This window comes from Streptomyces pactum, from assembly GCF_016031615.1.
Classification (GTDB): Bacteria; Actinomycetota; Actinomycetes; order Streptomycetales; family Streptomycetaceae; genus Streptomyces; species Streptomyces pactus.
The window spans coordinates 5,408,374-5,432,734 of sequence record NZ_JACYXC010000001.1; the positions used below are offsets into that span (position 1 = coordinate 5,408,374).

16 protein-coding genes and 1 pseudogene are annotated in these 24,361 nt (G+C 74.3%); 14 read left to right on the forward strand and 3 right to left on the reverse strand.

All coding sequences use genetic code 11. The annotated features are described in order from the left end of the window. The first annotated feature begins 159 nt into the window (after window positions 1–159). The 6 genes from IHE55_RS21285 (at window position 160) to IHE55_RS21310 (ending at window position 9,082) form a co-directional block, all read left to right on the forward strand. Entirely contained in the window at window positions 160–2,028 is a 1,869-nt protein-coding gene (locus tag IHE55_RS21285; RefSeq protein WP_197990482.1) for an acetolactate synthase large subunit, read from the forward strand. A gap of 18 nt (window positions 2,029–2,046) precedes the next feature. After that, the gene (ilvN, locus tag IHE55_RS21290) at window positions 2,047–2,571 is read left to right on the forward strand and encodes an acetolactate synthase small subunit (RefSeq protein WP_197990483.1); all 525 of its coding nucleotides are present in this window, start codon (window positions 2,047–2,049) and stop codon (window positions 2,569–2,571) included. A gap of 175 nt (window positions 2,572–2,746) precedes the next feature. Continuing rightward, window positions 2,747–3,745, forward strand: coding sequence for a ketol-acid reductoisomerase (gene ilvC / locus IHE55_RS21295; RefSeq protein ID WP_197990484.1), 999 nt, complete (start codon window positions 2,747–2,749; stop codon window positions 3,743–3,745). Between the two features lie 739 nt (window positions 3,746–4,484). Then, complete coding sequence (serA, locus tag IHE55_RS21300) at window positions 4,485–6,089, forward strand: phosphoglycerate dehydrogenase (RefSeq protein ID WP_197990485.1); 1,605 nt, start codon at window positions 4,485–4,487, stop codon at window positions 6,087–6,089. Between the two features lie 713 nt (window positions 6,090–6,802). Beyond that, window positions 6,803–7,543: a TetR/AcrR family transcriptional regulator gene (locus IHE55_RS21305; protein WP_232265652.1), complete on the forward strand. Its 741-nt coding sequence runs from the start codon at window positions 6,803–6,805 to the stop codon at window positions 7,541–7,543. Window positions 7,544–7,591: 48 nt separating this feature from the next. After that, window positions 7,592–9,082, forward strand: coding sequence for an MFS transporter (locus tag IHE55_RS21310; protein ID WP_197990487.1), 1,491 nt, complete (start codon window positions 7,592–7,594; stop codon window positions 9,080–9,082). A 29-nt stretch (window positions 9,083–9,111) separates the two neighbouring features. On the opposite strand, the gene IHE55_RS21315 is transcribed toward IHE55_RS21310, so the two are convergent. Continuing rightward, window positions 9,112–10,359, reverse strand: a complete 1,248-nt coding sequence (locus IHE55_RS21315; RefSeq protein ID WP_197990488.1) for a serine hydrolase domain-containing protein — start codon at window positions 10,357–10,359, stop codon at window positions 9,112–9,114. A 290-nt stretch (window positions 10,360–10,649) separates the two neighbouring features. Further along, window positions 10,650–11,914: pseudogene (locus IHE55_RS33420) on the reverse strand (PucR family transcriptional regulator). Window positions 11,915–12,252: 338 nt separating this feature from the next. On the opposite strand from IHE55_RS33420, the gene IHE55_RS21325 reads away from it, so the two are divergent. The 3 genes from IHE55_RS21325 (at window position 12,253) to IHE55_RS21335 (ending at window position 15,763) form a co-directional block, all read left to right on the forward strand. Beyond that, window positions 12,253–13,179: a proline dehydrogenase family protein gene (locus tag IHE55_RS21325; RefSeq protein WP_197990489.1), complete on the forward strand. Its 927-nt coding sequence runs from the start codon at window positions 12,253–12,255 to the stop codon at window positions 13,177–13,179. 51 nt (window positions 13,180–13,230) lie between these two features. Beyond that, the gene (gene pruA, locus IHE55_RS21330) at window positions 13,231–14,862 is read left to right on the forward strand and encodes an L-glutamate gamma-semialdehyde dehydrogenase (RefSeq protein WP_197990490.1); all 1,632 of its coding nucleotides are present in this window, start codon (window positions 13,231–13,233) and stop codon (window positions 14,860–14,862) included. A gap of 754 nt (window positions 14,863–15,616) precedes the next feature. Then, a complete protein-coding gene (locus IHE55_RS21335; RefSeq protein ID WP_197990491.1) occupies window positions 15,617–15,763 on the forward strand; it encodes a hypothetical protein in 147 nt (48 codons plus the stop codon). 180 nt (window positions 15,764–15,943) lie between these two features. Here the strand turns inward: IHE55_RS21335 and IHE55_RS21340 are convergent, their stop codons facing one another. Next, window positions 15,944–17,560: a purple acid phosphatase family protein gene (locus IHE55_RS21340; protein WP_197990492.1), complete on the reverse strand. Its 1,617-nt coding sequence runs from the start codon at window positions 17,558–17,560 to the stop codon at window positions 15,944–15,946. A gap of 129 nt (window positions 17,561–17,689) precedes the next feature. Here IHE55_RS21340 and IHE55_RS21345 point away from each other — a divergent pair, with 129 nt between their 5' ends. The 5 genes from IHE55_RS21345 to IHE55_RS21365 all read left to right on the forward strand — a co-directional run bounded on the left by IHE55_RS21345 (window position 17,690) and on the right by IHE55_RS21365 (window position 24,317). Next, window positions 17,690–18,733 carry a 3-isopropylmalate dehydrogenase gene (locus IHE55_RS21345; protein ID WP_197990493.1) on the forward strand — a complete coding sequence of 348 codons (1,044 nt, stop codon included), beginning with the start codon at window positions 17,690–17,692 and terminating at the stop codon, window positions 18,731–18,733. A gap of 219 nt (window positions 18,734–18,952) precedes the next feature. Beyond that, window positions 18,953–20,038: a branched-chain amino acid aminotransferase gene (locus tag IHE55_RS21350; protein WP_197990494.1), complete on the forward strand. Its 1,086-nt coding sequence runs from the start codon at window positions 18,953–18,955 to the stop codon at window positions 20,036–20,038. Window positions 20,039–20,320: 282 nt separating this feature from the next. After that, window positions 20,321–21,184 (forward strand): urease subunit gamma, encoded by an 864-nt coding sequence (ureA, locus tag IHE55_RS21355; protein WP_197990495.1) that lies wholly within the window; start codon window positions 20,321–20,323, stop codon window positions 21,182–21,184. Then, window positions 21,181–22,869: an urease subunit alpha gene (locus tag IHE55_RS21360; protein WP_197990496.1), complete on the forward strand. Its 1,689-nt coding sequence runs from the start codon at window positions 21,181–21,183 to the stop codon at window positions 22,867–22,869. Before ureA ends, IHE55_RS21360 begins: the two co-directional genes overlap by 4 nt. 428 nt (window positions 22,870–23,297) lie before the next feature. Beyond that, window positions 23,298–24,317 carry an agmatine deiminase family protein gene (locus IHE55_RS21365; protein ID WP_197990497.1) on the forward strand — a complete coding sequence of 340 codons (1,020 nt, stop codon included), beginning with the start codon at window positions 23,298–23,300 and terminating at the stop codon, window positions 24,315–24,317. The last annotated feature ends 44 nt before the right edge of the window (window positions 24,318–24,361 follow it).

Genomic DNA, 24,361 nt, shown 5'->3' on the forward strand with positions numbered 1-24,361 from the left:
CACGGCGGCCCAGCGGACCTCCCCGACGCGCTCCCCTCGCTTGCCTCACGGCACGAGGGGTTTTTTGTTGCACCGAACCCCGCAAAACCCCGCAAAACACCTGGCGGGAGCCCACCGCAGGGCCCCGCACACACCCTCGTCTTCGAGAAGAGAACGCAGATGACCGAGCAGGCCTCCGGGTCCCACCATCCGCAGCCGCGGGCCCGTAGCGGCGGGCAGCAGCAGCCCGCGAACGTCGAGCACGTCACGGGCGCGCAGTCGCTCATCCGTTCCCTGGAGGAGGTCGGGGCCGACACCGTGTTCGGCATTCCGGGCGGTGCGATCCTCCCCGCGTACGACCCGATGATGGACTCCTCGAAGGTCCGCCACGTCCTGGTCCGGCACGAGCAGGGCGCCGGGCACGCCGCCACCGGATACGCCCAGGCGACCGGGAAGGTCGGCGTCTGCATGGCCACCTCCGGACCGGGCGCCACCAACCTGGTCACCCCCATCGCGGACGCGCACATGGACTCCGTCCCGCTGGTGGCCATCACCGGCCAGGTGGCCAGCAAGGCGATCGGCACCGACGCCTTCCAGGAGGCGGACATCTGCGGCATCACCATGCCGATCACCAAGCACAACTTCCTGGTGACCCGGGCCGAGGACATCCCGCGGACGATCGCCGAGGCGTTCCACATCGCCTCCACCGGCCGCCCGGGCCCGGTGCTGGTGGACATCGCCAAGGACGCCCTCCAGGCCCGCACCACCTTCAGCTGGCCGCCGCAGACCGACCTGCCCGGCTACCGCCCGGTGACCAAGCCGCACGCCAAGCAGATCCGGGAGGCGGCCCGGCTGATCGGCCACGCCCGGCGCCCGGTGCTCTACGTCGGCGGCGGCGTGCTCAAGGCCGGCGCCACCGCCGAGCTGAAGGTGCTCGCGGAACTGACCGGCGCCCCGGTCACCACCACCTTGATGGCGCTCGGCGCCTTCCCCGACACCCACCGCCAGCACATCGGCATGCCCGGCATGCACGGCTCGGTCACCGCCGTCACCGCACTGCAGAAGTGCGACCTGATCGTGGCGCTGGGCGCCCGCTTCGACGACCGGGTCACCGGTCGGCTGGACTCCTTCGCGCCGCACGCCAAGGTGGTGCACGCCGACATCGACCCGGCCGAGATCGGCAAGAACCGCGCCGCCGACGTGCCGATCGTGGGCGACGCCCGGGAGGTCATCGCCGACCTGGTGGTCGCGGTCCAGAGCGAGCTGGACGCCGGCCACGCCGGACCGCACGCCCGGGACCGGTACGCCGACTGGTGGCGGGACCTGGAGCGGTGGCGCGCGACCTACCCGCTCGGCTACGACCTCCCCGCGGACGGCACCCTCTCCCCGCAGCAGGTCATCGAGCGGATCGGCAAGCTCGCCCCGCAGGGCACGATCTTCGCCGCCGGGGTCGGCCAGCACCAGATGTGGGCCTCCCACTTCATCGACTACGACGAGCCCGCCACCTGGCTGAACTCCGGCGGCGCGGGCACCATGGGCTACGCGGTGCCGGCCGCGATGGGCGCCAAGGCCGGCCGGCCGGACCGCACCGTCTGGGCGATCGACGGCGACGGCTGCTTCCAGATGACCAACCAGGAGCTGGTCACCTGCGCGCTCAACAACATCCCGATCAAGGTCGCCATCATCAACAACGGCGCGCTGGGCATGGTCCGCCAGTGGCAGACCCTCTTCTACAACCAGCGATACTCCAACACGGTGCTGCACTCCGGCCCCGAGGGCGGCGGCGCGTCCGGCGCCGGCACCCGGGTGCCGGACTTCGTGAAGCTCTCCGAGGCGATGGGCTGCGTGGCGATGCGCTGCGAGGACCCGGCGGAGCTGGACAAGGTCATCGCCGAGGCCAACGCCATCAACGACCGCCCGGTGGTGGTGGACTTCATCGTCCACGAGGACGCCATGGTCTGGCCGATGGTCGCCGCCGGCACCTCCAACGACGAGATCCAGGCGGCGCTGGGCGTCCGCCCGGACTTCGGCGACAACGCAGACGACTGAGAGAGACGACCCAAGGCCATGTCCAAGCACACGCTCTCCGTCCTGGTGGAGAACACCCCCGGCATCCTCGCCCGGATCGCCGCCCTCTTCTCCCGCCGCGGCTTCAACATCGACTCGCTCGCCGTCGGCGTCACCGAGCACCCCGACATCTCCCGCATCACCATCGTGGTGAACGTCGAGGAGCTGCCGCTGGAGCAGGTCACCAAGCAGCTCAACAAGCTGGTCAACGTTCTGAAGATCGTCGAACTGGAGGACTCCTCCGCGATCCAGCGCGAACTGGTGCTGGTGAAGGTCCGGGCCGACAACGAGACCCGGTCCCAGATCGTGGAGATCGTCCAGCTGTTCCGGGCCAAGACGGTGGACGTCTCACCGGAGGCCGTGACCATCGAGGCCACCGGCCGCAGCGACAAGCTCGAAGCCATGCTCAGGATGCTGGAACCGTACGGCATCAAGGAGCTGGTGCAGTCCGGCACGATCGCCATCGGGCGGGGCGCCCGCTCCATCACCGACCGGAGCCTGCGGGCCCTGGACCGGTCCGCCTGACCCGCGGTCCGGTACCGGCCGCCATCCGCCCCGCCGGTACCGCGGCGGCCACCCGACCGGTGGCCGCCCCCGCGGGGGAGTCCGCCCGCCCGGCATCGCGCGCACCGCGCCGTTGCTCACCGTCCGGCCGTCATACGGTGGGACGCACCATCCGAATACCGAGGAGATAACCGAAGTGGCCGAGCTGTTCTACGACAACGACGCCGACCTGTCCATCATCCAGGGCCGCAAGGTCGCGGTCCTGGGCTACGGCAGCCAGGGGCACGCCCACGCGCTGTCGCTGCGCGACTCCGGGGTCGATGTGCGGGTCGGTCTGCACGAGGGTTCCGCGTCCCGGGTCAGGGCCGAGGAGCAGGGTCTGCGCGTGGTCACCCCCGCGGAGGCGGCGGCCGAGGCCGACGTCATCATGATCCTCGTCCCCGACCCCATCCAGGCCAAGGTCTACGAGGAGTCGGTGAAGGACCACCTGAAGGACGGCGACGCGCTGTTCTTCGGCCACGGCCTGAACATCCGTTTCGGGTTCATCAAGCCGCCGGCCGGGGTGGACGTCTGCATGGTCGCCCCCAAGGGCCCGGGCCACCTGGTCCGCCGCCAGTACGAGGAGGGCCGCGGCGTGCCGTGCATCGCGGCCGTCGAGCAGGACGCCACCGGCGGCGCCTTCCCGCTGGCGCTGTCCTACGCCAAGGCCATCGGCGGCACCCGCGCCGGCGTCATCAAGACCACCTTCACCGAGGAGACCGAGACCGACCTCTTCGGTGAGCAGGCGGTCCTGTGCGGCGGCACCAGCGCCCTGGTGAAGGCCGGCTTCGAGACCCTGGTGGAGGCCGGCTACCAGCCGGAGATCGCCTACTTCGAGTGCCTGCACGAGCTGAAGCTCATCGTGGACCTGATGTACGAGGGCGGCCTGGAGAAGATGCGCTGGTCGGTCTCCGAGACCGCCGAGTGGGGCGACTACGTCACCGGCCCGCGGATCATCACCGAGCAGACCAAGGCCGAGATGAAGAAGGTGCTCGCCGAGATCCAGGACGGCACCTTCGCCAAGAAGTGGATGGAGGAGTACCACTCCGGCCTGCCGAAGTACAACGAGTACAAGAAGGCCGACTCCGACCACCTGCTGGAGACCACCGGCAAGGAGCTGCGCAAGCTCATGAGCTGGGTGGACGACGAGGCGTGAGCCGGACCGGCACACGCTGACGGCGGGGCGGGACCCGGCACCGGGTCCCGCCCCGCCGCCGTGCCCGCGCCGTGCCGTCGCCGCGGCGGTTGGGCCGTCCGCCGTCCGCGGCCGTCGGTCGCGGCGCCCCTGGGGCGGGTACCGCCGTGCCCGCCGAGGGCCCGTCGCGGCGCCCGACGGGCAGGGGCGTCGTGGCCGCCGGGCGCGAGGGCCCGTGGCCGCCGTGTGGGTGCCCCGGTACTGGGCCGCCCGCCGGCGGGCATCTCGCGCGCCGGGTGGTGCGCCGCCGTCGGGGGTGGTGCGCCCCCGTCGGGCGGGGCGTGCCGTCGTCCAGGGTGGCGCGCCGGGGGCGGCACGCGCCGGGTTGCGCAGCGTCGCGTGCCCCGCCGGATCGCGCGGCCGTGCCGCGCCCGCGAACCGGGAGGCGGTGTGCGGCCGCCCGTCCGCGCCGGCCCGCGCACCGGCCCCGCGCGCCGTCGCGCCGCCCGCCGGCCGTCCGCCGGCCGGCGGAACGCCATGTCCGGCGCGTCCAGCCACGTGCGTGTGATCCTGCCGGAACGGCACAAGACTCCCGGCCCGACGCCACTACACTGCATCCCACAAGCGCGTTCAGGCTCACAGTGTCGTGCGTCTTCCACGCGGCTGCCCCCTTCACCGCCTTCGGCCGTCGGGACGGCCGTCCCCTCCTCACCCCCCGGGGCACGGGAGGGGCTTCCAGGACAAGTGAGGACTGAGACCCGTGAGCACTGCTCCGTCCAGCAAGCCCGTCGTACTCATCGCTGAAGAGCTGTCGCCCGCCACGCTCGACGCACTGGGCCCGGACTTCGAGATCCGGACCTGCAACGGCGCCGACCGCGCCGAGCTGCTTTCCGCCATCACCGACGTCGACGCGATCCTGGTGCGCAGCGCCACCAAGGTGGACGCCGAGGCGATCGCCGCCGGCCGGAAGCTGAGGGTCGTCGCCCGCGCCGGTGTCGGCCTGGACAACGTGGACGTCGCCGCCGCCACCAAGGCCGGCGTCATGGTCGTCAACGCGCCCACCTCCAACATCGTGACCGCCGCCGAGCTCGCCTGCGGCCTGCTCATCGCCACCGCCCGCAACATCCCGCAGGCCAACGCCGCGCTGAAGAACGGCGAGTGGAAGCGGAGCAAGTACACCGGCGTGGAGCTGAGCGAGAAGACCCTCGGCGTCGTCGGCCTCGGCCGCATCGGCGTCCTGGTCGCCCAGCGGATGGCCGCGTTCGGCATGAAGATCGTCGCCTACGACCCCTACGTGCAGCCCGCCCGGGCCGCCCAGATGGGCGTCAAGCTGCTCTCCCTGGACGAGCTGCTGGAGGTCTCCGACTTCATCACCGTGCACCTCCCCAAGACCCCCGAGACGCTGGGGCTGATCGGCCACGAGGCGCTGCACAAGGTCAAGCCGGAGGTCCGCATCGTCAACGCCGCCCGCGGCGGGATCGTGGACGAGGAGGCGCTGGCCGCCGCGCTGAAGGAGGGCCGGGTCGCCGGAGCCGGCCTGGACGTGTTCAGCAAGGAGCCGTGCACCGACTCGCCGCTGTTCGAGCTCGACAACGTGGTGGTCACCCCGCACCTGGGCGCCTCCACCGGCGAGGCCCAGGAGAAGGCCGGGATCGCGGTGGCCCGCTCGGTGCGGCTGGCGCTCGCCGGTGAACTGGTGCCGGACGCGGTCAACGTGCAGGGCGGCGTGATCGCCGAGGACGTCCGTCCGGGCCTGCCGCTCGCCGAGAAGCTGGGCCGGATCTTCACCGCGCTGGCGGGCGAGGTCGCGGTGCGGCTCGACGTCGAGGTCTACGGCGAGATCACCCAGCACGACGTCAAGGTGCTGGAGCTGTCCGCGCTCAAGGGCGTCTTCGAGGACATCGTGGACGAGACCGTCTCCTACGTGAACGCCCCGCTCTTCGCCCAGGAACGCGGTGTCGAGGTGCGGCTGACCACCAGCTCGGAATCGACCGAGCACCGCAACGTGGTCACCGTGCGCGGCACCCTGGCCGACGGCAAGGAGGTCGCGATCTCCGGCACCCTCACCGGCGTCAAGCACGTGCAGAAGATCGTGGCGGTCGGCGAGCACGACGTGGATCTGGCGCTCGCCGACCACATGGCCTTCTTCCACTACACCGACAAGCCCGGCGTGGTCGGCACCCTCGGCCGCATCCTGGGCGAGGCGGGCATCAACATCGCGGGGATGCAGGTCTCCCGCGCCGCGGCGGGCGGTGAGGCGCTGGTCGCGCTCACCGTGGACGACACCATCCCGGCGTCCGTGCTCGCCGAGATCGCCGACGACATCGGCGCCACCGTCGCCCGCTCGGTCAACCTCACCGGCTGACCGGCGATCGGCGCCGCTCCGGGCCCGGCCCCTCCGCACCGCGGGGGGACCGGGCCTTCCGCGTTCCCGGGCGCCGGCGGACCTGCCCGGCCCGGGCTTCCGCGTTCCCCGTCTCCGCGTTCCCCGTCTCCTACCGGGCCGGTCTCGTACGGCCGGCCTTCACCGGGCCGGTCCTGCGCCGGCATGACATGTGCCGGAGTTCTCCGTGCCGGTCCTGCGCCGGTGTTACGTGTGCCGGGGTCCCGGCCCTGGTCCTGCGAGGGCCGGGGCCGGGCGGCTCCGGCCCCGGCGCCCCGGCCGCGCCGGCCCCGGCGCCCCGGCCGCGCCGGCCCCGCCGCCTCGGGCCGCCGCGTCTGGGCCTGCCGCGTCACCGGGCCTCCCGCACCGCCCCCTCCGCGCCCCGGCGGTCCACTCCCGTGCCCGCCCGCCGGACCCTTCCGCCCGCCGGCCGTCGGAAGGCGGGACGACAGCACGGCGAGACGGCACGACGGCAGGACGGCAGGAAGGCGAGCCGGCAGGACGGCAGGGCCGCGGGACGGCCGGACCGCGCGAGGCCACCGGGCCGCGAGGTGGCCGGCGGCACCGAGAACGTCCCCGGATTTATTTCATCAGGTGCTGAATAACGGCGGGGATCTCGCTACACTGGGTTTCAGGTGGAGGAAAATCCTCCACCTGACGGAACGTCCATGCCGGCAGCCGCCGGGGAGGTGCCCATGCGTGAGGTGGCCCGCCGCAACCGCGAGCAGATCCTGCGCGCGGCTCGCGAGATCTTCGTGGACCAGGGTCCGGACGCCCCGCTGGACGCCGTCGCCCGGCGCGCCGGGGTCGGGATCGCCACGCTCTACCGGCGGTTCCCGGACCGTGAACAACTGATCAGGGCGGTGGCCGTGGATGTGCTCACGGCCTTGACCGGGGTCGCGCGGGAGGCCCTGGACGGCGAGCCGGACCCGGCCGAGGCGCTGCGGGCCTGTATGCACGCGGCCCTCGACCTCAAGATCGGTTCGGTGATGCCCGCCCTCGCCGGCCACTTCGACGTGGCGGAGCTCCTCGCCGAGGTCCCCGGCGATCCGGTCGAGCCGGTCCAGGAACTGCTGGACCGGGCCCGGCGGGCCGGGCTGGTCCGCGCCGACGTCGCCGTCGGTGACATCGCGTTCATGATCATCCGGCTCTCCCGGCCGCTCCCCGGCGGCCGGTTCCCGCACGACGAGGAACTGGCCCACCGCCACCTCGACATCTACTTCGACGGTCTGCGCGCCCCGGGCGCCCACCGCCCCGCCGCCGGCCTGCCCGCACCGGTGATCGACGCCGACGGCTTCCGGCTGCTGCGCGGCCGGGTGGTCGCCGCGCCGGACCCCGGCCCCCGGGCATCCGGTGCGGTTCCCGGAGAGCCGGCCGGTGCCGGTGACCCGGCACCCGGCCCGGACGCCACCACCACGGAACCCGGCGCGGAGTAGTCCGCCCGCGCCGCCTCCGTACCACGCCTGACGAAAGGCAGCTCCGCCATGAGCACGGACACTCCTCGGGCGGCCGATCCACGCCGCCGGCTGTCGCTGGTCTTCATCGGCCTGGCCCAGCTGATGATCGTCCTCGACATCACCATCGTGAACATCGCCCTGCCCTCCGCCCAACGGGACCTCGGCGTCTCCGACGGCGACCGGCAGTGGGTCATCACCGCCTACACCCTCGCCTTCGGCAGCCTGCTGCTGCTCGGCGGACGGATCGCCGACCTCACCGGCCGCCGGCGCGCCTTCCTGATCGGGCTCACCGGTTTCGCCGTCGCCTCCGCCCTGGGCGGCGCGGCGCCCGACTTCGGGGTGCTGCTCGCCGCCCGCGCCCTCCAGGGGGTGTTCGCCGCGCTGCTGGCCCCGGCCGCGCTCTCGCTGCTCTCGGTCAGCTTCACCGAACCGGCCGAACGGGCCAAGGCGTTCGCCGTCTTCGGCGCCATCGCCGCGGGGGGCGGGGCGATCGGACTGGTGCTGGGCGGGGTGCTCACCGAGTACCTCGACTGGCGCTGGTGCCTGTACGTCAACGTCTTCATCGCCGCGGTCGCCGCCGCCGGCCGGTATGTGCTGCCCGCGGACACCCCGGCCGGCCGGGACCGGGCCCGGCTCGACATACCCGGCGTCCTCCTCGCCGTCTGTGCCCTGGTGGCCGTGGTCTACGGGTGCAGTGAGGCGGAGGCCGAGGGCTGGGACTCCCCGGCGGTGGTCGGCCCGCTCGTCGCCGGTGGCGTGCTGCTGACCGTCTTCGTCCTGGTCGAACGCCGGGTGGCGCACCCGCTGCTGCCGCTGCGCGTGGTCCTGGACCGTACCCGGGGCTCGGCCTATCTGGCCGTCGCGGTGGCCACCGTCGGCATGTTCGGGATGTTTCTCTTCCTCACCTACTACATGCAGCTGGTCAAGGGGTACTCGGCGATGCTCACCGGGGTGGCCTTCCTGCCGATGACCGCCGCGGTGCTGGTCGCCGCCGGCGGGGTCGCCGCCCGGCTGATCCCCCGGGTGCCGCCGCGGGCGCTGGTCGCTCCCGGACTGCTCGTCGCGGCGACCGGTGTGGCGCTGCTGGTGCCGCTGGACCCGGACAGTTCCTACGCCGCGGGGGTGCTGCCGGCCGAATTGCTGGTGGGCTTCGGCATGGGCCTGGTGATGGCCCCCTCGATGAACTACGCCACCCACGGGGTGCGTGCCCAGGAGGCGGGGATCGCCTCCGCCACCGTCAACACCGGCCAGCAGATCGGCGGTTCCCTCGGCACCGCGCTGCTGAACACGGTGGCCGCCTCCGCCACCGCCGACCACCTGGCCGCCCACCGCGACCGGCCGCCCGGTCCGGACCTGCGGGACGCGGCGCTGGTCGAGGGTTTCTCGGACGCCTTCCTGGTGGCCGCGGTGATCCTGGCCTCGGCGTCGCTGCTGGTCGCGGCGCTGATGAACACCCCCCGGCCGAAGGGCCGGGCCGCGGCGGAGGGCACCGAACCGACGATGACGCACATCGGCTGAGCGGTGCGGCGCGCGGCCGCCGCACCGCTTCACCGCCGTACCGCGGCGGCCCGGGGCGCCCGGCGTGCCGGGCCGCCGGCGGTGACCGCTTCCGCGACCCGGAGGCTCATCAGCTCCTGGGACCGGTCCCGGCGCTCGGGGTTGAACGAGAGCACCATGCAGCGTTCGAGGTCCAAGGTGGCGAAGGTGAACGACGCGTACCCCTCGAACTCGCCGGTCTTCCCCCAGAAGGTGAACCCGTTGACCTCGACCGTCTGGAGCCCGGCCCCGTAGCGCGCCGGGCCGCCGTCCGCCATCCGCACCTCCCCGGGCGGCAGGGTGGACATCATGCGCAGCAGCTCGGGCGGGAGCAGCTCGCCGCGGAAGAGGGCGTGGGTGAAACGGGTCAGATCCGCGGTGGTGGACGTCATCTCGCCCTCTCCCCAGGAGGAGGAGGGGTCGAACACGGTGATGTCGCGCAGTGTGCCGTCGCTCATCCGCCGGTAGCCGTGCACGTGCCGGCCCGGGATGTGCCGCCGGTCGCCGGGGACCGAGGTGCCGTGCAGGCCCAGGGGACGCAGCAGCCGGGCGGCCACCTCCTCGCCGTACGGTCTCCCGGTCAGCCTCTCGATCACCATCGCGGCCAGCACGTAGTTGGTGCCCCGGTACTCCTGGACGGTGCCGGGGGTGAACTTCAGCTCCGGCGCCCAGGTCACGGTGGCCACCAGTTGCTCGGGCGTCCACCGGTCGAAGCGGTGCTCGAAGACCCGCTCGGGGGTGCTCATGTCGGGCCAGCCGCGCCCCTCCGGCAGGCCGCTGGTGTGGTTCAGCAGCTGGGTGAGGGTGATCGGGGCGAACCCGGCGGGCAGCAGCCCCGGGAGGCAGCGCTGGACCGGGGTGCCGGGGTGCACCCGGCCCTCGGCGACCAGTTGCAGCAGCACGGTGGCGACGAACAGCTTGGTGATGCTGCCGATCCGCACCCGGTCGTCCGGCCGGACCGGTCGCCCGGAGCGGAGGTCGGCCACTCCCGAACTGCCGTACCACCGGCCGACCGACCCGCTCACCTGTAACTGCGCCGCGGTGGCCGGTGGATGGTCCAGGTCCGCGACGGCCGCCCGCAGCCTGCCGGGGTCGAGGCCCGGCCGGGCCCCGGGCGGGCCGGGGGCCGCCCGGCCCGCGGCCGCCGCCCGGCCGGCGGTGAGTCCGGCGGCCGGGCCGGTGGCGGAGAGCAGTGCGCCGGCCGCGGTGGCGCCCAGCAGGGACCGGCGGGTCAGGGAGGACCGAGGTGTCGTCGTCATGGCTCCACGGTGGCGGAAGCGGGGGTGCGCGGACATCCGGGAAAGTCCCCCCTCGTCCCTGATCCGGACCGTAGGGGACAACCGGAACCGGTACCTCCGCCGGCGTGGCCGCGAGCGGGCCGACCGGTGCCGCCGGTCCCGCCCCGGCGCGCGGGGGTCCGTACCGTCCCGGGCGCCCGGGGCCCCTTCCCGCCGCCCGCAGTCCCCGCACCGGCCCGTGGTCGCTCCGCCCCGCACCGCAGCCCCGCACGACCGCCCCGTACCGCAGCCCCGCACCGCCGACCCGGCGGCTACGCCTCCCGCAGCCGCGCCGTCTTCAGCGCGATGTGCAGCAGCAGGCGGTCCTCGCCGGAGTCCAGGTCGAGGCCGGTGAGCTGTTCCACCCGGGCCAGCCGGTAGTACAGCGTCTGCCGGTGCACGCCGAGGGCCGCCGCCGCCCGCCCCGCCTGGCCCGCACAGTCCAGGAACACCTCGGCGGTGCGCGCCAGTTCGGGGTTGGTCCCGTCCAGCAGCGTCCGCGCGGCCGGGTCCGGGGCGGTGTCGGGCAGCTCGGCCAGCATCCGGTACGGCCCGATCTGCGACCAGTGGGCGACCGGCCCCAGCCGACCCTCCGCCCGCGCCGCCAGGGCCGCCGCGCGCGCCTCCCGCCACGCCTCCGGCAGCTCGTCCAGACCGCGCCGCGGATCGCTGACGCCTGCCGTGCCGCCCACCGCGCGGTCCACGGCGCGGGCACCCGCCGCCCGCGGGGACCGCAGCAGCCGCTCACCGGCGGTGCCCGCGGTCTCCGGGGAGCCGGCGGTCCGCAGCCGGACCAGCGCCGCTAGCGCGCCGGCCCGCCCTGCCGCCCCCCGCCGCGCCGCCCGTCCGTCCCGCCGCCCCGGCCGGGCATCGCGCACACCGCCACCACCCCGGGCACCTGCGGGGGCGAGCCGGCGCCGCCGTCCTCCTCCGGGTCCGCCTCCCACGGGGTGACGGCCACCACCGCCAGCGGTCCGTCGGCCGCCTGCCGGAGCGCCTGCCGCAGCCCCGCCCGGGCCGCCTCGCGGCCGGCCGCCGGGCCGGTGAGCAGCTCCCGCAGCAGCGCCCCGGCCTCCGCGTCGGCACGCGCCTCGGAGGCCAGCAGCGCGCCGATGCGCCCGGCGGTCTCCATCGCCTGGGCCAGCCGCGGGTCCCGGGGCGCCCCGGGACCGCCGAGCTCCAGATCGGACAGGTGGCCGTCGTCCAGCAGCCAGACGTAGCCGCGGACCACCCCGCGGTGCAGCGCCGGCAGGCAGATCCGGCCCATGAACACCCCGGCCGCCGGATCCGGCGGGATGCGCAGCGGCGCCTGCGCGCGGGCGATCCCGAACCCCTCGAACCAGGCCCGGACCGCCGCGGTGGACCGGCGCTGGAGGATCGACCGGGTGCGCACCGGGTCCAGCGCCAGTTCCCCGACGTCCCCCTCGCTGTCGTGCGCGCCGAACGCGATCAGGGCGAAGTCGCGGTCCTCCAGGGTGGCCGGCGCGCCGAGGGTGGCGGAGATCTCGTCCACCAGTTGCTGATAGTCGCCGCGCATCCGCCGCGCCGCTCCCTTCTGGTCACTTCCGACCGGTTGTCTGCGGTGCGGACCCGGGGCCGCCGGGGTGCCCGACGCCCCGGCCGAGCCCGTGACGGCACCGCCCGCGGCCGGTTCCGGCCGCCCGCCGGGAGGCGTCCCGGGCGGGGGCCGGGCCCCGGGACCGCATCCCGGGAAACCCCCGGTCACCATTGTCATACATCTGTCTGAGAACGTGACCACCGATGCGTGACAGCTGTCGATGGCCCCCGGCCGGAGGGATGCTTAGGTTTCACGGTGGCTCATTTTGACCGCCGCGCCGCCGCGGTCACTCGTAAACACCACATCGGAGGTGCCCCGTGCTGGGTCCCGTGCTGCTCGCCGCCTCGCGCAGCGACGCCATCCGCCGTATCGTCTCGGCCGCGCCGGTCACCCGCCCGATGGTGGACCGCTTCGTCGCCGGTGAGCGGCTGGGCGAGTCGATGTCGGCCGTGCGGTCGCTGACCGACCGCGGCCTGGAGGTCACCCTGGACCACCTCGGCGAGGACATCACCGACCCGGCCGAGGCGCTGCGCAACCGCGACGCGTACCTGGCGCTGGCCGAGGCGCTCAAGGAGCTGGGCCTGGGCGCCCGGACCGAGATGTCGGTGAAGCTGTCCGCGTTCGGGCAGGCGCTGCCGGGCGGTGACGACCTGGCGCTGGCCAACGTCACCCCGGTCGTCGAGGCCGCGGCCGAGGCGGGCACCACCGTCACGCTGGACATGGAGGACCACACCACGGTGGACTCCACGCTGGGCATCCTCGCCGAGCTGCGCAAGCGCTTCCCGGAGACCGGCGCGGTGGTGCAGTCGTACCTCTTCCGCACCGAGGAGGACTGCCACCGGCTGGCCGGCGAGGGGTCCCGGGTGCGCCTGGTCAAGGGCGCCTACAAGGAGCCCGCCAGCGTCGCGTTCCAGGACAAGCGCGAGGTGGACCTGGCGTACGTCCGCTGCCTGAAGATCCTGATGGCGGGGAAGGGCTACCCGATGATCGGGTCGCACGACCCGCGGATGATCGCCATCACGCAGGAGCTGGGCCGCCGCTACGGCCGCAAGCTGGACGAGTACGAGTTCCAGATGCTGTACGGCATCCGCGAGGCCGAGCAGCAGCGGCTGGTCGCGGAGGGGCACCGGATGCGGGTTTACGTCCCGTATGGGACAGACTGGTACGGGTACTTCATGCGGCGTCTCGCCGAGCGTCCCGCCAACCTGGTGTTCTTCCTGCGGTCGCTGGTCAGCCGCGGCTGACCGGCGGCTCCCCCTCCGCCCCGACTCACGAACGAAGGAGAATCGGCAACCATGGACGCTGTGACCCAGGTCCCCGTGCCGGCGAACGAGCCGGTGCACACCTACGCTCCGGGCACCCCCGAGCGCGCCCGTCTGGAGACCAAGCTCAAGGAGCTGTCCCAGAACCCGATCGACCTGCCGATGACCATCGGCGGCGAGAAGCGGATGGGCGGCGGTGAGCGCTTCGACGTGGTCCAGCCGCACAACCACTCCGCCGTTCTGGGTACCTACGCCAACGCCACGCAGGCGGACGCGCAGGACGCGATCGACGCCGCCCTGGCCGCCGCCCCGGCCTGGCGCGCGCTGAGCTTCGACGACCGCGCGGCGATCATCCTGAAGGCCGCCGAGCTGCTGGCCGGCCCGTGGCGCGAGACGCTGGCCGCCTCCACCATGCTCGGCCAGTCCAAGACCGCGCAGCAGGCGGAGATCGACACCCCCTGCGAGCTGGTGGACTTCTGGCGCTTCAACGTCCACTTCGCCCGCGAGATCCTCGCCGAGCAGCCGCCGGTGAACGCGCCGGGCGTGTGGAACCGCAGCGACCACCGGCCGCTGGAGGGCTTCGTCTACGCGATCACGCCCTTCAACTTCACCGCCATCGCGGGTAACCTGCCCACCGCCCCGGCCCTGATGGGCAACGTGGTGGTCTGGAAGCCGTCCCCGACCCAGACCCACGCCGCGGTGCTGCTGATGCAGCTGCTGGAGGAGGCGGGCCTGCCCAAGGGCGTCATCAACCTGGTGACCGGTGACGGCAAGGACGTCTCCGAGGTGGCGCTGAACCACCCGGACCTGGCCGGTATCCACTTCACCGGCTCGACCAAGACCTTCCAGTACCTGTGGAAGACGGTCGGCAACAACATCGAGAAGTACAAGACGTACCCGCGGCTGGTCGGCGAGACCGGTGGCAAGGACTTCATCGTCGCCCACCCGTCGGCGGACCGCGCGGTGCTGAAGACCGCGATGACCCGTGGCGCCTTCGAGTTCCAGGGCCAGAAGTGCTCCGCCGCCTCCCGCGCCTACGTCCCGCGCTCCATCTGGGAGAGCGGCTTCAAGGAGGAGTTCGCGGCCGAGGTCGACTCGCTCACCATGGGTGACGTCACCGACCTGTCGAACTTCATGAGCGCCGTCATCGACGAGCGGTCCTTCGCCAAGAACAAGGCGGCGATCGACCGGGCGAAGAACGACCCGACCATCGAGGTCGTCGCCGGCGGCACCTACGACGACAGCGTGGGCTGGTTCGTCCGTCCGACGGTCCTGGTCTCCACCGACCCGGAGAACGAGATCTTCAGGGACGAGTACTTCGGCCCGATCCTGGGCGTCTTCGTCTACGACGACGAGAAGTACGACGAGATGCTGGAGCAGATGGAGTCGGTGTCCGCGTACGGACTCACCGGCTGCGTCATCGCGCAGGACCGCGCCGCCGCCGCGGCCACCTGCGAGAAGCTCCGCTTCGCCGCAGGCAACTTCTACATCAACGACAAGCCCACCGGTGCCGTGGTCGGTCAGCAGCCGTTCGGTGGTGGCCGCGCCTCGGGCACCAACGACAAGGCGGGCGCCAAGCAGAACCTGATGCGCTGGACCTCCACCCGCTCCATCAAGGAGACGCTGGTCCCGCCGACGGACTACCGCTACCCGCACATGGGCTGACCCCCGCACCCGGGCCGACCCGCCCGCGCCGTCCGGCGGACCCCGCCGGACGGCGCCCGGCCCGTCACGCGGCGGGCCGCCCCCGGCCCCCGGGGCGCCCCTGCCGCGCCCTCCGCCCCCTCGCCCGGTTCCGCACCGGTCGGGGGCGGTCGCGTTCCCGGCCGGGGCGGTCGGGTACCCGGTCCGGCACCCGGCGGCCGGGTTCCGGAAAACCGTGGACGGTCGCCGCCCGGTGGTGCTAACTTCTGCCAAGCAAGTAGTTGTGATTCACCGCAGTTAACGCGGCTCACCAATTTCCCGCCTCCGGGCGGGAGCGCGCGGAGCGCGCGAGCGAAGCCCCCGGGCGCAGGCCGGGGGCCGGACGGGGTCAGCCCCGCCCTCTGCGCCCAGGCACCCCCTGGCCCCCTCCGCCCGGACCGTCCGTCCGGGGCCCGGCCGGCGCATCGGATCGCCGGCCCGGCCCCCCGGGCGGGCGGCGGGCGGGGTGCGGCTGAGGTGCGAGGTGCCGGTGGGGCGCGTGGGGCGGGCGTGCGGGCCCTGAGGCCGTCGCCGTCTCAGATAGTAGGAAGTCCGAGTAATCGGGAGACAGCGCGGCGCCACTGACTTACGTTGGTGGAAGCCGAACGTCTCGCTCCATCGAGCGAACGCGGATGTGGCCCGGTGCGGGTCCAGGCGACCCCTGCCGCACCCAGGCCCCCGCCCCTTCCGGCATTTCCCCCTCTCGAACGCTCATCGCAAGAGGAGAGACGTGCTCATGGCCGAGACCGCCGTCCGCAGGCCCGCCCGGGTCGCCCGCCGCACCTCCGACGACACCGACCGCAAGAACGCCGCCGCCGCGCTCCAGCGCGCCCTGGACCGCCGGGACAACGGCGGCGCCTGGGGGCACCAGCCGCGCGGCTGACCCCCGCCCGCCCGTCCTGTACGTCCCGCCCGTCCGTCCGCCCGTCGCCCACGGCCGGACCGGCCCGGCCGTGGGTCCCGGCCGTCGTGCCGGCCACGGCCGTCCGGCCCGGACCCGGCCGCCCGGCTGAACCCGGGTGAACCGGCCGCGCCCCCGGCTCTCCGGGGGCGCGGCGCCGGTTCACCTGGAGCGCCGCACCGTGAAGTGGTCCACCCGTTCGCCGGACGCGGCGAGTGCGGTGACCCGCATCGCCGGGCGGCTCCCCGGCTCCACCTCCACGCTGAGGAAGGAGTGGCCGGTGTAGCGCACCCGCGACCAGGCCACCGTCTCCCGCTCCTTGTCCCCCTCCGGCGTCCAGTGGTAGCTGCGCACCTCCTCCGGCCCGGCCTCGTGGCCCAGATAGCTGTCGGGGGCGTCGAAGGAGTAGAGCTTGGCTCCGGCGCCGCCGGCCGTCACGTACACGGTGCCGTCGCGCACCGGGTCGGTGGTGGCGCCGATCGGGACCGGCCGGCCGACCGCGCCGTGGCGGATGGCGTCGGTCCGCTCGTAGACGTGGTTGTGCCCGTTGACCACCAGATCGACCCGGTGGCGGTCGAAGGCGGCGGCCCAGGCGTCCCGGACCCCGCCGTCCGAGGCGTGCGCGCCGGTGGTGGAGTAGGCGCAGTGGTGGAAGAAGACCACCAGGAAGTCCACGTCCGGGGTCTGCCGCAGCCGGCTCAGCCGGCGCTCCAGCCACCGGGTCTGCGCGCCGCCGCTCAACCCCCGGTTGGCGGGGATCTCGTGGCTGACGTCGTTGGCGTCGAGCGCCACCACGCCCACGTTGCCGTAGACGAACGAGTACGCCCCCGGCACCCGGCGCGGGTCCGGGCCGGACTCCGGCAGCGACCAGCGGGCCAGCTGCCCGCCGTAGCCGTCGGGGGAGTACCACGCCTCCATGTCGTGGTTGCCGGTGGTCACCATCCACGGCACCCGGGCGGCCACCGCCTCGGTCTGCGCCAGGAACCGGTCCCACAGCCGGGCGTCGTAGACGTCCGAACGGCCGCCGTGGCCGGTGCTGTCGGCGTAGGCGATGTCCCCGGCGTGCAGGTGGAACGCCGGGTCCCGGGCCAGGATCAGCCGGTCGCCGGCGAGCGCGCCGGGGCTGACGCCCTGGTCGCCGAAGGCGGTGAAGGTGAACGTCTCCGGCCGTGCCGGGGCGGTGCGGAAGGTGTGCAGGGCGGCGGCGCGGCGCGGGTCGGCCGGGTCGTACCCCTCGTGCCCGACCCCGTAGTGGTAGGTGACGCCCGGGCGCAGCCCGTCCAGCGCCGCGTGGAGGTAGTACTGCTCGACCGCCGGGGTCCGTCCGTCCAGCGCCGGGGTGTGCAGCGCGCGCACCTCGGCCCCGATCCGTTCCCCCAGGTCCCACGGGGTCAGCCCGACCCGGACGTACGGACCGCGCACCGGCCGCGGGACCTGCCAGGAGATCCGCATCTGGGTCCGCGGGTCGGCGCCGAACGCCAGGTGCCGGCCGAACGGCACCACCTCCCGGCCGGCCGCCCGCGAGGTGGCGGGCACGGCCGGCCGGGACGGGGACGGCGAGCCGGTGCCGCACCCCGCGCCGCCCAGCAGCGCCGCGCCGGCCAGGGTGCCCGCCCCGGCGGCCGACGCCCGCAGCACCCGGCGGCGGGAGAACCGCTCGCGCAGATAGGCGTGCTGCTCGGCCATCGGCAGCCGTGCCGCCAGCTCGTCCGGGACGCCGGTGCGGGGCAGATCGGCGGGGCGCTCGCCGCGCCGCGCCCGCCAGGGTGAGGCAGCCATGCGGCCGAATGTCCCAGGAGCGGCCGACATCGGCGCGTACCGCGGCTGAACACCGCCCGTACGGATGGCCATCTGTCCGAATGGCGGACGAAGAGTGTCAGGGGATGGGACGCGGAGTATGGTCCGGGTATGTCTCGCAGCATTCGCCTCGCAGTGATCCCCGGTGACGGAATCGGCCCGGAGGTGGTGGCCCAGGGCCTGAAGGTCCTCACCGCCGTCCTCCCGCCCGACGTGAAGCTGGAGACCCGGGAGTACGACCTCGGCGCCCGGCGCTGGCACGCCACCGGGGAGACCCTGCCCGACGCCGAGCTGGAGACCCTCAAGGAGCACGACGCCATCCTGCTCGGCGCCATCGGCGACCCCACGGTGCCCTCCGGGGTGCTGGAGCGGGGCCTGCTGCTGAAGCTGCGCTTCGCCTTCGACCACTACGTCAACCTGCGCCCCTCCAAGCTCTTCCCGAACACCCCCACCCCGCTGGCCGGCCGCCCGGACATCGACTTCGTCGTGGTCCGGGAGGGCACCGAGGGCCCGTACGTGGGCAACGGCGGCTCGCTGCGCACCGGCACCCCGGCCGAGGTCGCCACCGAGGTCAGCCTCAACACCGCCTACGGGGTGGAGCGGGTGGTCCGCGACGCCTACGCCCGCGCCGCCGCGCGCCCGCGCCGGAAGCTGACGCTGGTGCACAAGAACAACGTCCTGGTGCACGCCGGCCACCTGTGGAAGAGCATCTTCGACCGGGTCGGCCGGGAGTACCCCGAGGTCACCACCAACTACCTGCACGTGGACGCGGCGACGATCTTCTTCGTCACCCAGCCGGAACGGTTCGACGTGATCGTCACCGACAACCTGTTCGGCGACATCCTCACCGACCTGGCCGCCGCGGTCACCGGCGGCATCGGGCTCGCCGCCAGCGGCAACATCAACCCGGCCGGGACCTTCCCGTCCATGTTCGAGCCGGTCCACGGGTCCGCGCCGGATATCGCCGGTACCGGGAAGGCCGACCCGACCGCGACCGTGCTCTCCGTCGCCCTGCTGCTGCGCCACCTGGGGTACCGGGCGGAGGCCGAGCGGGTCGAGGAGGCGGTCGCCGCCGACCTGGCCGGGCGCGACGCGTCCGCCCCGCGCACCACCGACCGCACCGGCGACGAGCTCGCCGCCCGGGTGGCCGGCTGACGGCCCGCCGGCACCCCGGACACCGCCCCGCCGCCGGAAATCCGCCCGCTCGCACCACCGGCGGAGATTCCGCCCGGTCCGGGGGGTTCCCGCCGGACCCCGACGAGCGATAATCGAACGCGGGGCCGCACCATCAGGGAAGCTCGCACGCCCCGGGACCGTTGCCCGGGGCGATCGCCGCGCGGTCCGCCACAACACACGGTGAAGGACACGTAACCCATGACGACGACCCCGATCGCGCTCAAGCCCTCCTCGCACCCGCTCGCCGACGCGGAGCGGGAGCAGATCCTGGCGAACCCCGGCTTCGGCCGCCACTTCACCGACCACATGGTGACGATCAGGTGGACCAAGGGCCTGGGCTGGCACGACGCCGAGCTCGTCCCGTACGCGCCGCTGTCCATCGACCCGGCGAACATGACCCTCCACTACGCCCAGACGATCTTCGAGGGGCTCAAGGCCTACCGGCAGCCGGACGGCGGCGTCGCCACCTTCCGCCCGGAGGAGAACGCCAAGCGCTTCCAGGCCTCCGCCCGCCGGATGGGCATGCCCGAGCTTCCGGTGGAGACCTTCCTGGCCGCCTGCGACGCCCTGGTCACCCAGGACCGGGCGTGGGTGCCGGGCAGCGGGGAAGCCTCCCTCTACCTGCGGCCCTTCATGTTCGCCACCGAGGTCGGGCTCGGTGTGCGGCCGGCGAACGAGTTCCTCTTCGTGATCATCGCCTCGCCCGCCGGCGCCTACTTCCCCGGCGGCGTGCAGCCGGTCTCGGTCTGGCTCTCCGAGGAGTACGTGCGCGCCGCGCCCGGTGGCACCGGCGCCGCCAAGACCGGCGGCAACTACGCCGCCTCGCTGGTCGCCCAGGCGCAGGCCGCCGAGCAGGGCTGCGACCAGGTGGTCTGGCTGGACGCCGTGGAGCGCCGCTGGATCGAGGAGATGGGCGGCATGAACCTGTACTTCGTCTTCGGCAACCGCATCGTCACGCCGGAGCTGAGCGGTTCGCTGCTGCCCGGCATCACCCGCGCCTCGCTGCTCCAGCTCGCCGCCGACCTGGGGTACGAGGTCGCCGAGGGCCGGATCTCCGTCGAGGACTGGAAGAACGGCAACGCCGACGGTTCGCTCACCGAGGTCTTCGCCTGCGGCACCGCGGCCGTCATCACCCCGGTCGGGTCGGTGAAGTCCGCCCGCGCCGAGTGGACGGTGGGCGACGGCCGGCCCGGCGAGGTGACCATGAAGCTGCGCCAGGCGCTGCTGGACGTGCAGACCGGCGCCGCGCCGGACACCCACGGCTGGATGCACCGCCTCGGCTGAGCCGGGTCCGCCGCGTCCGGCCGGGTCCCGCCGGGTCCCGCCGCGTCACGGCCGTGCCAGGGACGGAGCAGCCGCAAGGGCGCCCGTCCGCCCCCATCCGGGGCGGGCGGGCGCCCTTCGTCGTGTCCGGGTCCGGCCGGCGCCCCGCCGCACCCGGTCCGTGCGGTCCGTCCAAGAGTTTGGAGTGTCGCTCAAATCTCAGATCCGCGGTGCTGGTGCGTCTGGTGCGGCATACGATCGAGAAGTTAGAGTGGCGTTCTAAACCAAGGAGGTGGGTGCGGGATGCGGCTGACCCCTACCGAACGCGACCGGCTGCTGCTGTTCGGCGCCGCGGAACTGGCACGCACGCGCCGGGCGCGCGGTCTGCGGCTCAATGTGCCGGAGGCCACCGCGCTGATCGCCGACACCGTCTGCGAGGCGGCCCGTGACGGGCGGCGGCTGTCCGAGGCGATCGAGGCGGCCCGGTCGGTCCTGGGCCCCGACGACGTGCTGCCCGGCGTGGCCGACGTGGTCACCGAGGTGCACGTGGAGGCGGTCTTCGACGACGGATCACGGCTCGCGGTGGTGAGCGACCCCATCCGCGGCGCCACCGCCGACGGACGGCCGGCCGGCCTCGGCGACGCGGCCCCCGGGGCGGTGCTGCCCGGTCCGGCGGACCCCGCCCCCACGCCCCGGGTGCGGCTGACCGTACGGAACACCGCCACCGTGCCGGTGAGCGTCACCTCGCACTTCCACTTCTTCGAGGCCAACCCGCGGCTGGAGTTCGACCGCGCCGCCGCCTACGGGATGCGCCTGTGCATCCCCGCGGGATCCTCGCAGCGCTTCGATCCCGGCGCGGTCGCCGAGGTGGGCCTGGTGCCGATCGGCGGCGACCGGGTCGCCATCGGGTTCGCGGGTCTGGTGGACGGGCCGCTGGACGCCCCCGGGGCCCGCGCCGAGGCGCTCCGCCGGGCCGCCGCCTGCGGCTACCTGGGCGCCGTGCCGGACGCCGGCGCCGCGCCCGGCGGCGGGACCCCCGCCCGCACCCGGGCGGACGACGGGACCTCCGGCGCCGCCGCGCCGGGCGGTGGGCGGCCCGGGCGCGCCGCGCCGGAGGGTCCGGCCGGCACTCCGGCCGAGGGCCGGGACGAGGAGGGACGGCGATGAGCATCGACCCGCGGGACTACGCGTCCGTGCACGGGCCCCGCGCCGGGGACCGGGTGGTCCTCGGCGACTCCGGGCTGGTCGTGAGGGTGGAGTCCGACTCCCAGCGGCCCGGTGACGAGTTCCTCGCCGGCTTCGGCAAGACCGCCCGCGACGGCCTCCACCTGAAGGCCGCCGCGGTCCGCGACACCTGCGACGTGGTGATCAGCAACGTCCTGGTCATCGACGCCCTGCTGGGCATCCGCAAGGTGTCCATCGGCATCCGCGAGGGCCGCATCCACGCCATCGGGCGGGCGGGCAACCCCGACACCCTCGACGGCGTGGACGTGGTCGTCGGCACCGGGACCACCATCGTCTCCGGCGAGGGAATGATCGCCACCGCCGGCGCCGTGGACACCCATGTCCACCTGCTCTCGCCGCGGGTGATGGAGGCGTCGCTCGCCTCCGGCGTGACCACCGTCATCGGCCAGGAGTTCGGCCCGGTCTGGGGCGTCGGCGTCAACTCACCCTGGGCGCTGCGCCACGCCTTCAACGCCTTCGACGCCTGGCCGGTCAACATCGGCTTCCTCGCCCGCGGCTCCTCCTCGCACCCCGCACCGCTGGAGGAGGCGCTCGCCGAGGGCGGCGCCTGCGGCTTCAAGGTGCACGAGGACATGGGGGCGCACGCCCGCGCGCTGGACACCGCGCTGCGCGTCGCCGAGGACCACGACGTCCAGGTGGCGCTGCACAGCGACGGCCTCAACGAGTGCCTGTCGGTCGAGGACACCCTCGCGGTGCTGGAGGGGCGGACCATCCACGCCTTCCACATCGAGGGCTGCGGCGGCGGACACGTGCCCAACGTGCTGCGGATGGCCGGGGTGCCGAACGTCATCGGCTCCTCCACCAACCCCACGCTGCCGTTCGGCCGGGACGCGGTCGCCGAGCACTACGGCATGATCGTCTCCGTCCACGACCTCAAGACCGACCTGCCGGGCGACGCCGCGATGGCCCGGGACCGCATCCGCGCCGGGACCATGGGCGCCGAGGACGTCCTGCACGACGTGGGCGCCATCGGCATCACCTCCTCCGACGCCCAGGGCATGGGCCGGGCCGGGGAGACGGTGCGCCGCACCTTCGCCATGGCCGGGAAGATGAAGGCGGAGCTGGGGCCGCTGCCGGACGACGGCCCGCACGACGACAACGGCCGGGTGCTGCGCTACGTCGCCAAGCTCACGATCAACCCCGCGCTCGCCCACGGCCTGGCGCACGAGATCGGCTCGCTGACCGTCGGCAAGCTCGCCGACATCGTGCTGTGGCGGCCGGAGTTCTTCGGCGCCAAGCCCCAGCTGGTGCTGAAGGCCGGCTTCCCCGCGTACGGCGTCACCGGCGACCCGAACGCGGCCACCGACACCTGCGAGCCGCTCGTGCTCGGCCCGCAGTTCGGCGCCCACGGGGCGACCGCCGCGGACCTGTCGGTGGCCTTCGTCGCCCGGGCGGCGGTGGACCGGGAGCGGGACACCGTGCCGACCCGGCGGCGCCGCGTCGCGGTGCGCGGCACCCGCGGCATCGGCCCCGCCGACCTGGTCCGCAACGCCCGGCTGGGCGAGGTCCGGGTGGACGAGCGCAGCGGACTGGTGACGCTCGACGGCGCCCCGATGCGCTCCGAACCGGCCGACCGGATCTCCCTCAACCGCCTGTACTTCCTGTGAACCCCGCCGGCACCGCGCCGCACGCCGGTGCGGTGCCGGCTCCGGCCGTGCCGCCGGACGTCGTGCCGTGTGCCGGATGCGCCGCCCACCGCCCCGCCGTACGCCGGTGCGGTGCCGGCTCCGGCTCCGGCCGCCGTGCCGCACACCGGCCCGGTGCCGGACGCTGCCGCACGGCGGTGCCGGTGCCGGGCCGGTACGGCCGCCGCACCGCCCGCGCGCCCGGCCGCCCGCCGGTGCCGTACGCCCCCCACCGCCCGCCCCGCGCCGTACGCCGGCGCCGCTCCCGGGCCGCCGTCCGCCGCCACCGAACCACCCCGAGGACCGCACCATGACCAGCACCACCACCCCCCGCGCCGGCCGCGGACCCCACCCCCGCCGCCACCGCCGCGCCGGCCGACCGCACCACCCCGGCCGCCGCCGGGTACCGGATGCCCCCCGAGTGGGCGCCGCACGACCGCACCTGGATGGCCTGGCCGGGCCCCAACGCCACGTTCGGCGCGGAGGGGGAGGAGAGCCTGGGGCGGGCCCGGCACGCCTGGGCCGAGGTGGCCCGGGCGGTCCGCCGCTTCGAACCGGTGACGGTGGTCGCGGGCGCCGGGCAGAGCGGCGCGGCGGCCCGGCTGCTGGGCCCGGGCATCGACGTGGTGGAGGCCCCGCTGGACGACGCCTGGATGCGGGACATCGGGCCCACCTTCCTCACCGGCCCCGGCGGGCTCGCCGCCACCGACTGGGTGTTCAACGGCTGGGGCGCCCAGGACTGGGCGGCGTGGGACCGCGACCGGCACATCGGCGCCTTCGTGGCCGGCCGGGCCGGGGCCCGCCGGTTCGCCTCCCCGCTGGTCAACGAGGGCGGCGGCATCCACGTGGACGGTGAGGGCACGGTGCTGCTCACCGAGACCGTCCAGCTCGACCCGGACCGCAACCCGGGGTGGACCCGCGCGCGGGCCGAGGCCGAGATCCACGCCCAGCTCGGCACCCGCAAGGCCATCTGGCTGCCGCGCGGGCTCACCCGCGACTACGGCCGGTTCGGCACCCGCGGCCACGTGGACATCGTCGCCGCCTTCGCCGCCCCCGGCGTGGTCGTGGCGCACACCCAGCCCGACCCGTCCCACCCCGACCACGAGGTCTGCCGCGAGCTGGTGGCGCTGCTGCGCGGCTCCACCGACGCCCGCGGCCGGGAGCTGACCGTGGTGGAGCTGCCCGCGCCCACCGTCACCGAGACCGACGGCGAGCCGGCCGACCTCAGCTACGTCAACCACTACCTGTGCAACGGCGGCGTGGTGCTGTGCGCCTTCGGCGACCCCCGTGACGAGCACGCGGCCGGGATCTTCCGCCGGCTCTTCCCGTCCCGCACGGTCACCCTGGTCGACGCCCGGGAGATCTTCGCAGCCGGTGGCGGCATACACTGCATCACCCAGCAGCAGCCCCGGACCGCCGGGCAGCGGTGAGGCGCGGCCCGGGTCCCCGGCCGGCCCCGCCGGCACCCGCCCGG

What these genes read in the sequence shown, in the direction of transcription:
- IHE55_RS21285 (WP_197990482.1), top strand. Translation starts at nt 160, where the DNA reads ATGACCGAGCAGGCCTCCGGGTCCCACCATCCGCAGCCGCGGGCCCGT.
- ilvN (WP_197990483.1), top strand. Translation starts at nt 2,047, where the DNA reads ATGTCCAAGCACACGCTCTCCGTCCTGGTGGAGAACACCCCCGGCATC.
- IHE55_RS21305 (WP_232265652.1), top strand. Translation starts at nt 6,803, where the DNA reads ATGCGTGAGGTGGCCCGCCGCAACCGCGAGCAGATCCTGCGCGCGGCT.
- IHE55_RS21310 (WP_197990487.1), top strand. Translation starts at nt 7,592, where the DNA reads ATGAGCACGGACACTCCTCGGGCGGCCGATCCACGCCGCCGGCTGTCG.
- IHE55_RS21315 (WP_197990488.1), bottom strand. Translation starts at nt 10,359, where the DNA reads ATGACGACGACACCTCGGTCCTCCCTGACCCGCCGGTCCCTGCTGGGC.
- pruA (WP_197990490.1), top strand. Translation starts at nt 13,231, where the DNA reads ATGGACGCTGTGACCCAGGTCCCCGTGCCGGCGAACGAGCCGGTGCAC.
- IHE55_RS21335 (WP_197990491.1), top strand. Translation starts at nt 15,617, where the DNA reads ATGGCCGAGACCGCCGTCCGCAGGCCCGCCCGGGTCGCCCGCCGCACC.
- IHE55_RS21340 (WP_197990492.1), bottom strand. Translation starts at nt 17,560, where the DNA reads ATGGCTGCCTCACCCTGGCGGGCGCGGCGCGGCGAGCGCCCCGCCGAT.
- IHE55_RS21345 (WP_197990493.1), top strand. Translation starts at nt 17,690, where the DNA reads ATGTCTCGCAGCATTCGCCTCGCAGTGATCCCCGGTGACGGAATCGGC.
- IHE55_RS21350 (WP_197990494.1), top strand. Translation starts at nt 18,953, where the DNA reads ATGACGACGACCCCGATCGCGCTCAAGCCCTCCTCGCACCCGCTCGCC.
- ureA (WP_197990495.1), top strand. Translation starts at nt 20,321, where the DNA reads ATGCGGCTGACCCCTACCGAACGCGACCGGCTGCTGCTGTTCGGCGCC.
- IHE55_RS21360 (WP_197990496.1), top strand. Translation starts at nt 21,181, where the DNA reads ATGAGCATCGACCCGCGGGACTACGCGTCCGTGCACGGGCCCCGCGCC.
- IHE55_RS21365 (WP_197990497.1), top strand. Translation starts at nt 23,298, where the DNA reads ATGCCCCCCGAGTGGGCGCCGCACGACCGCACCTGGATGGCCTGGCCG.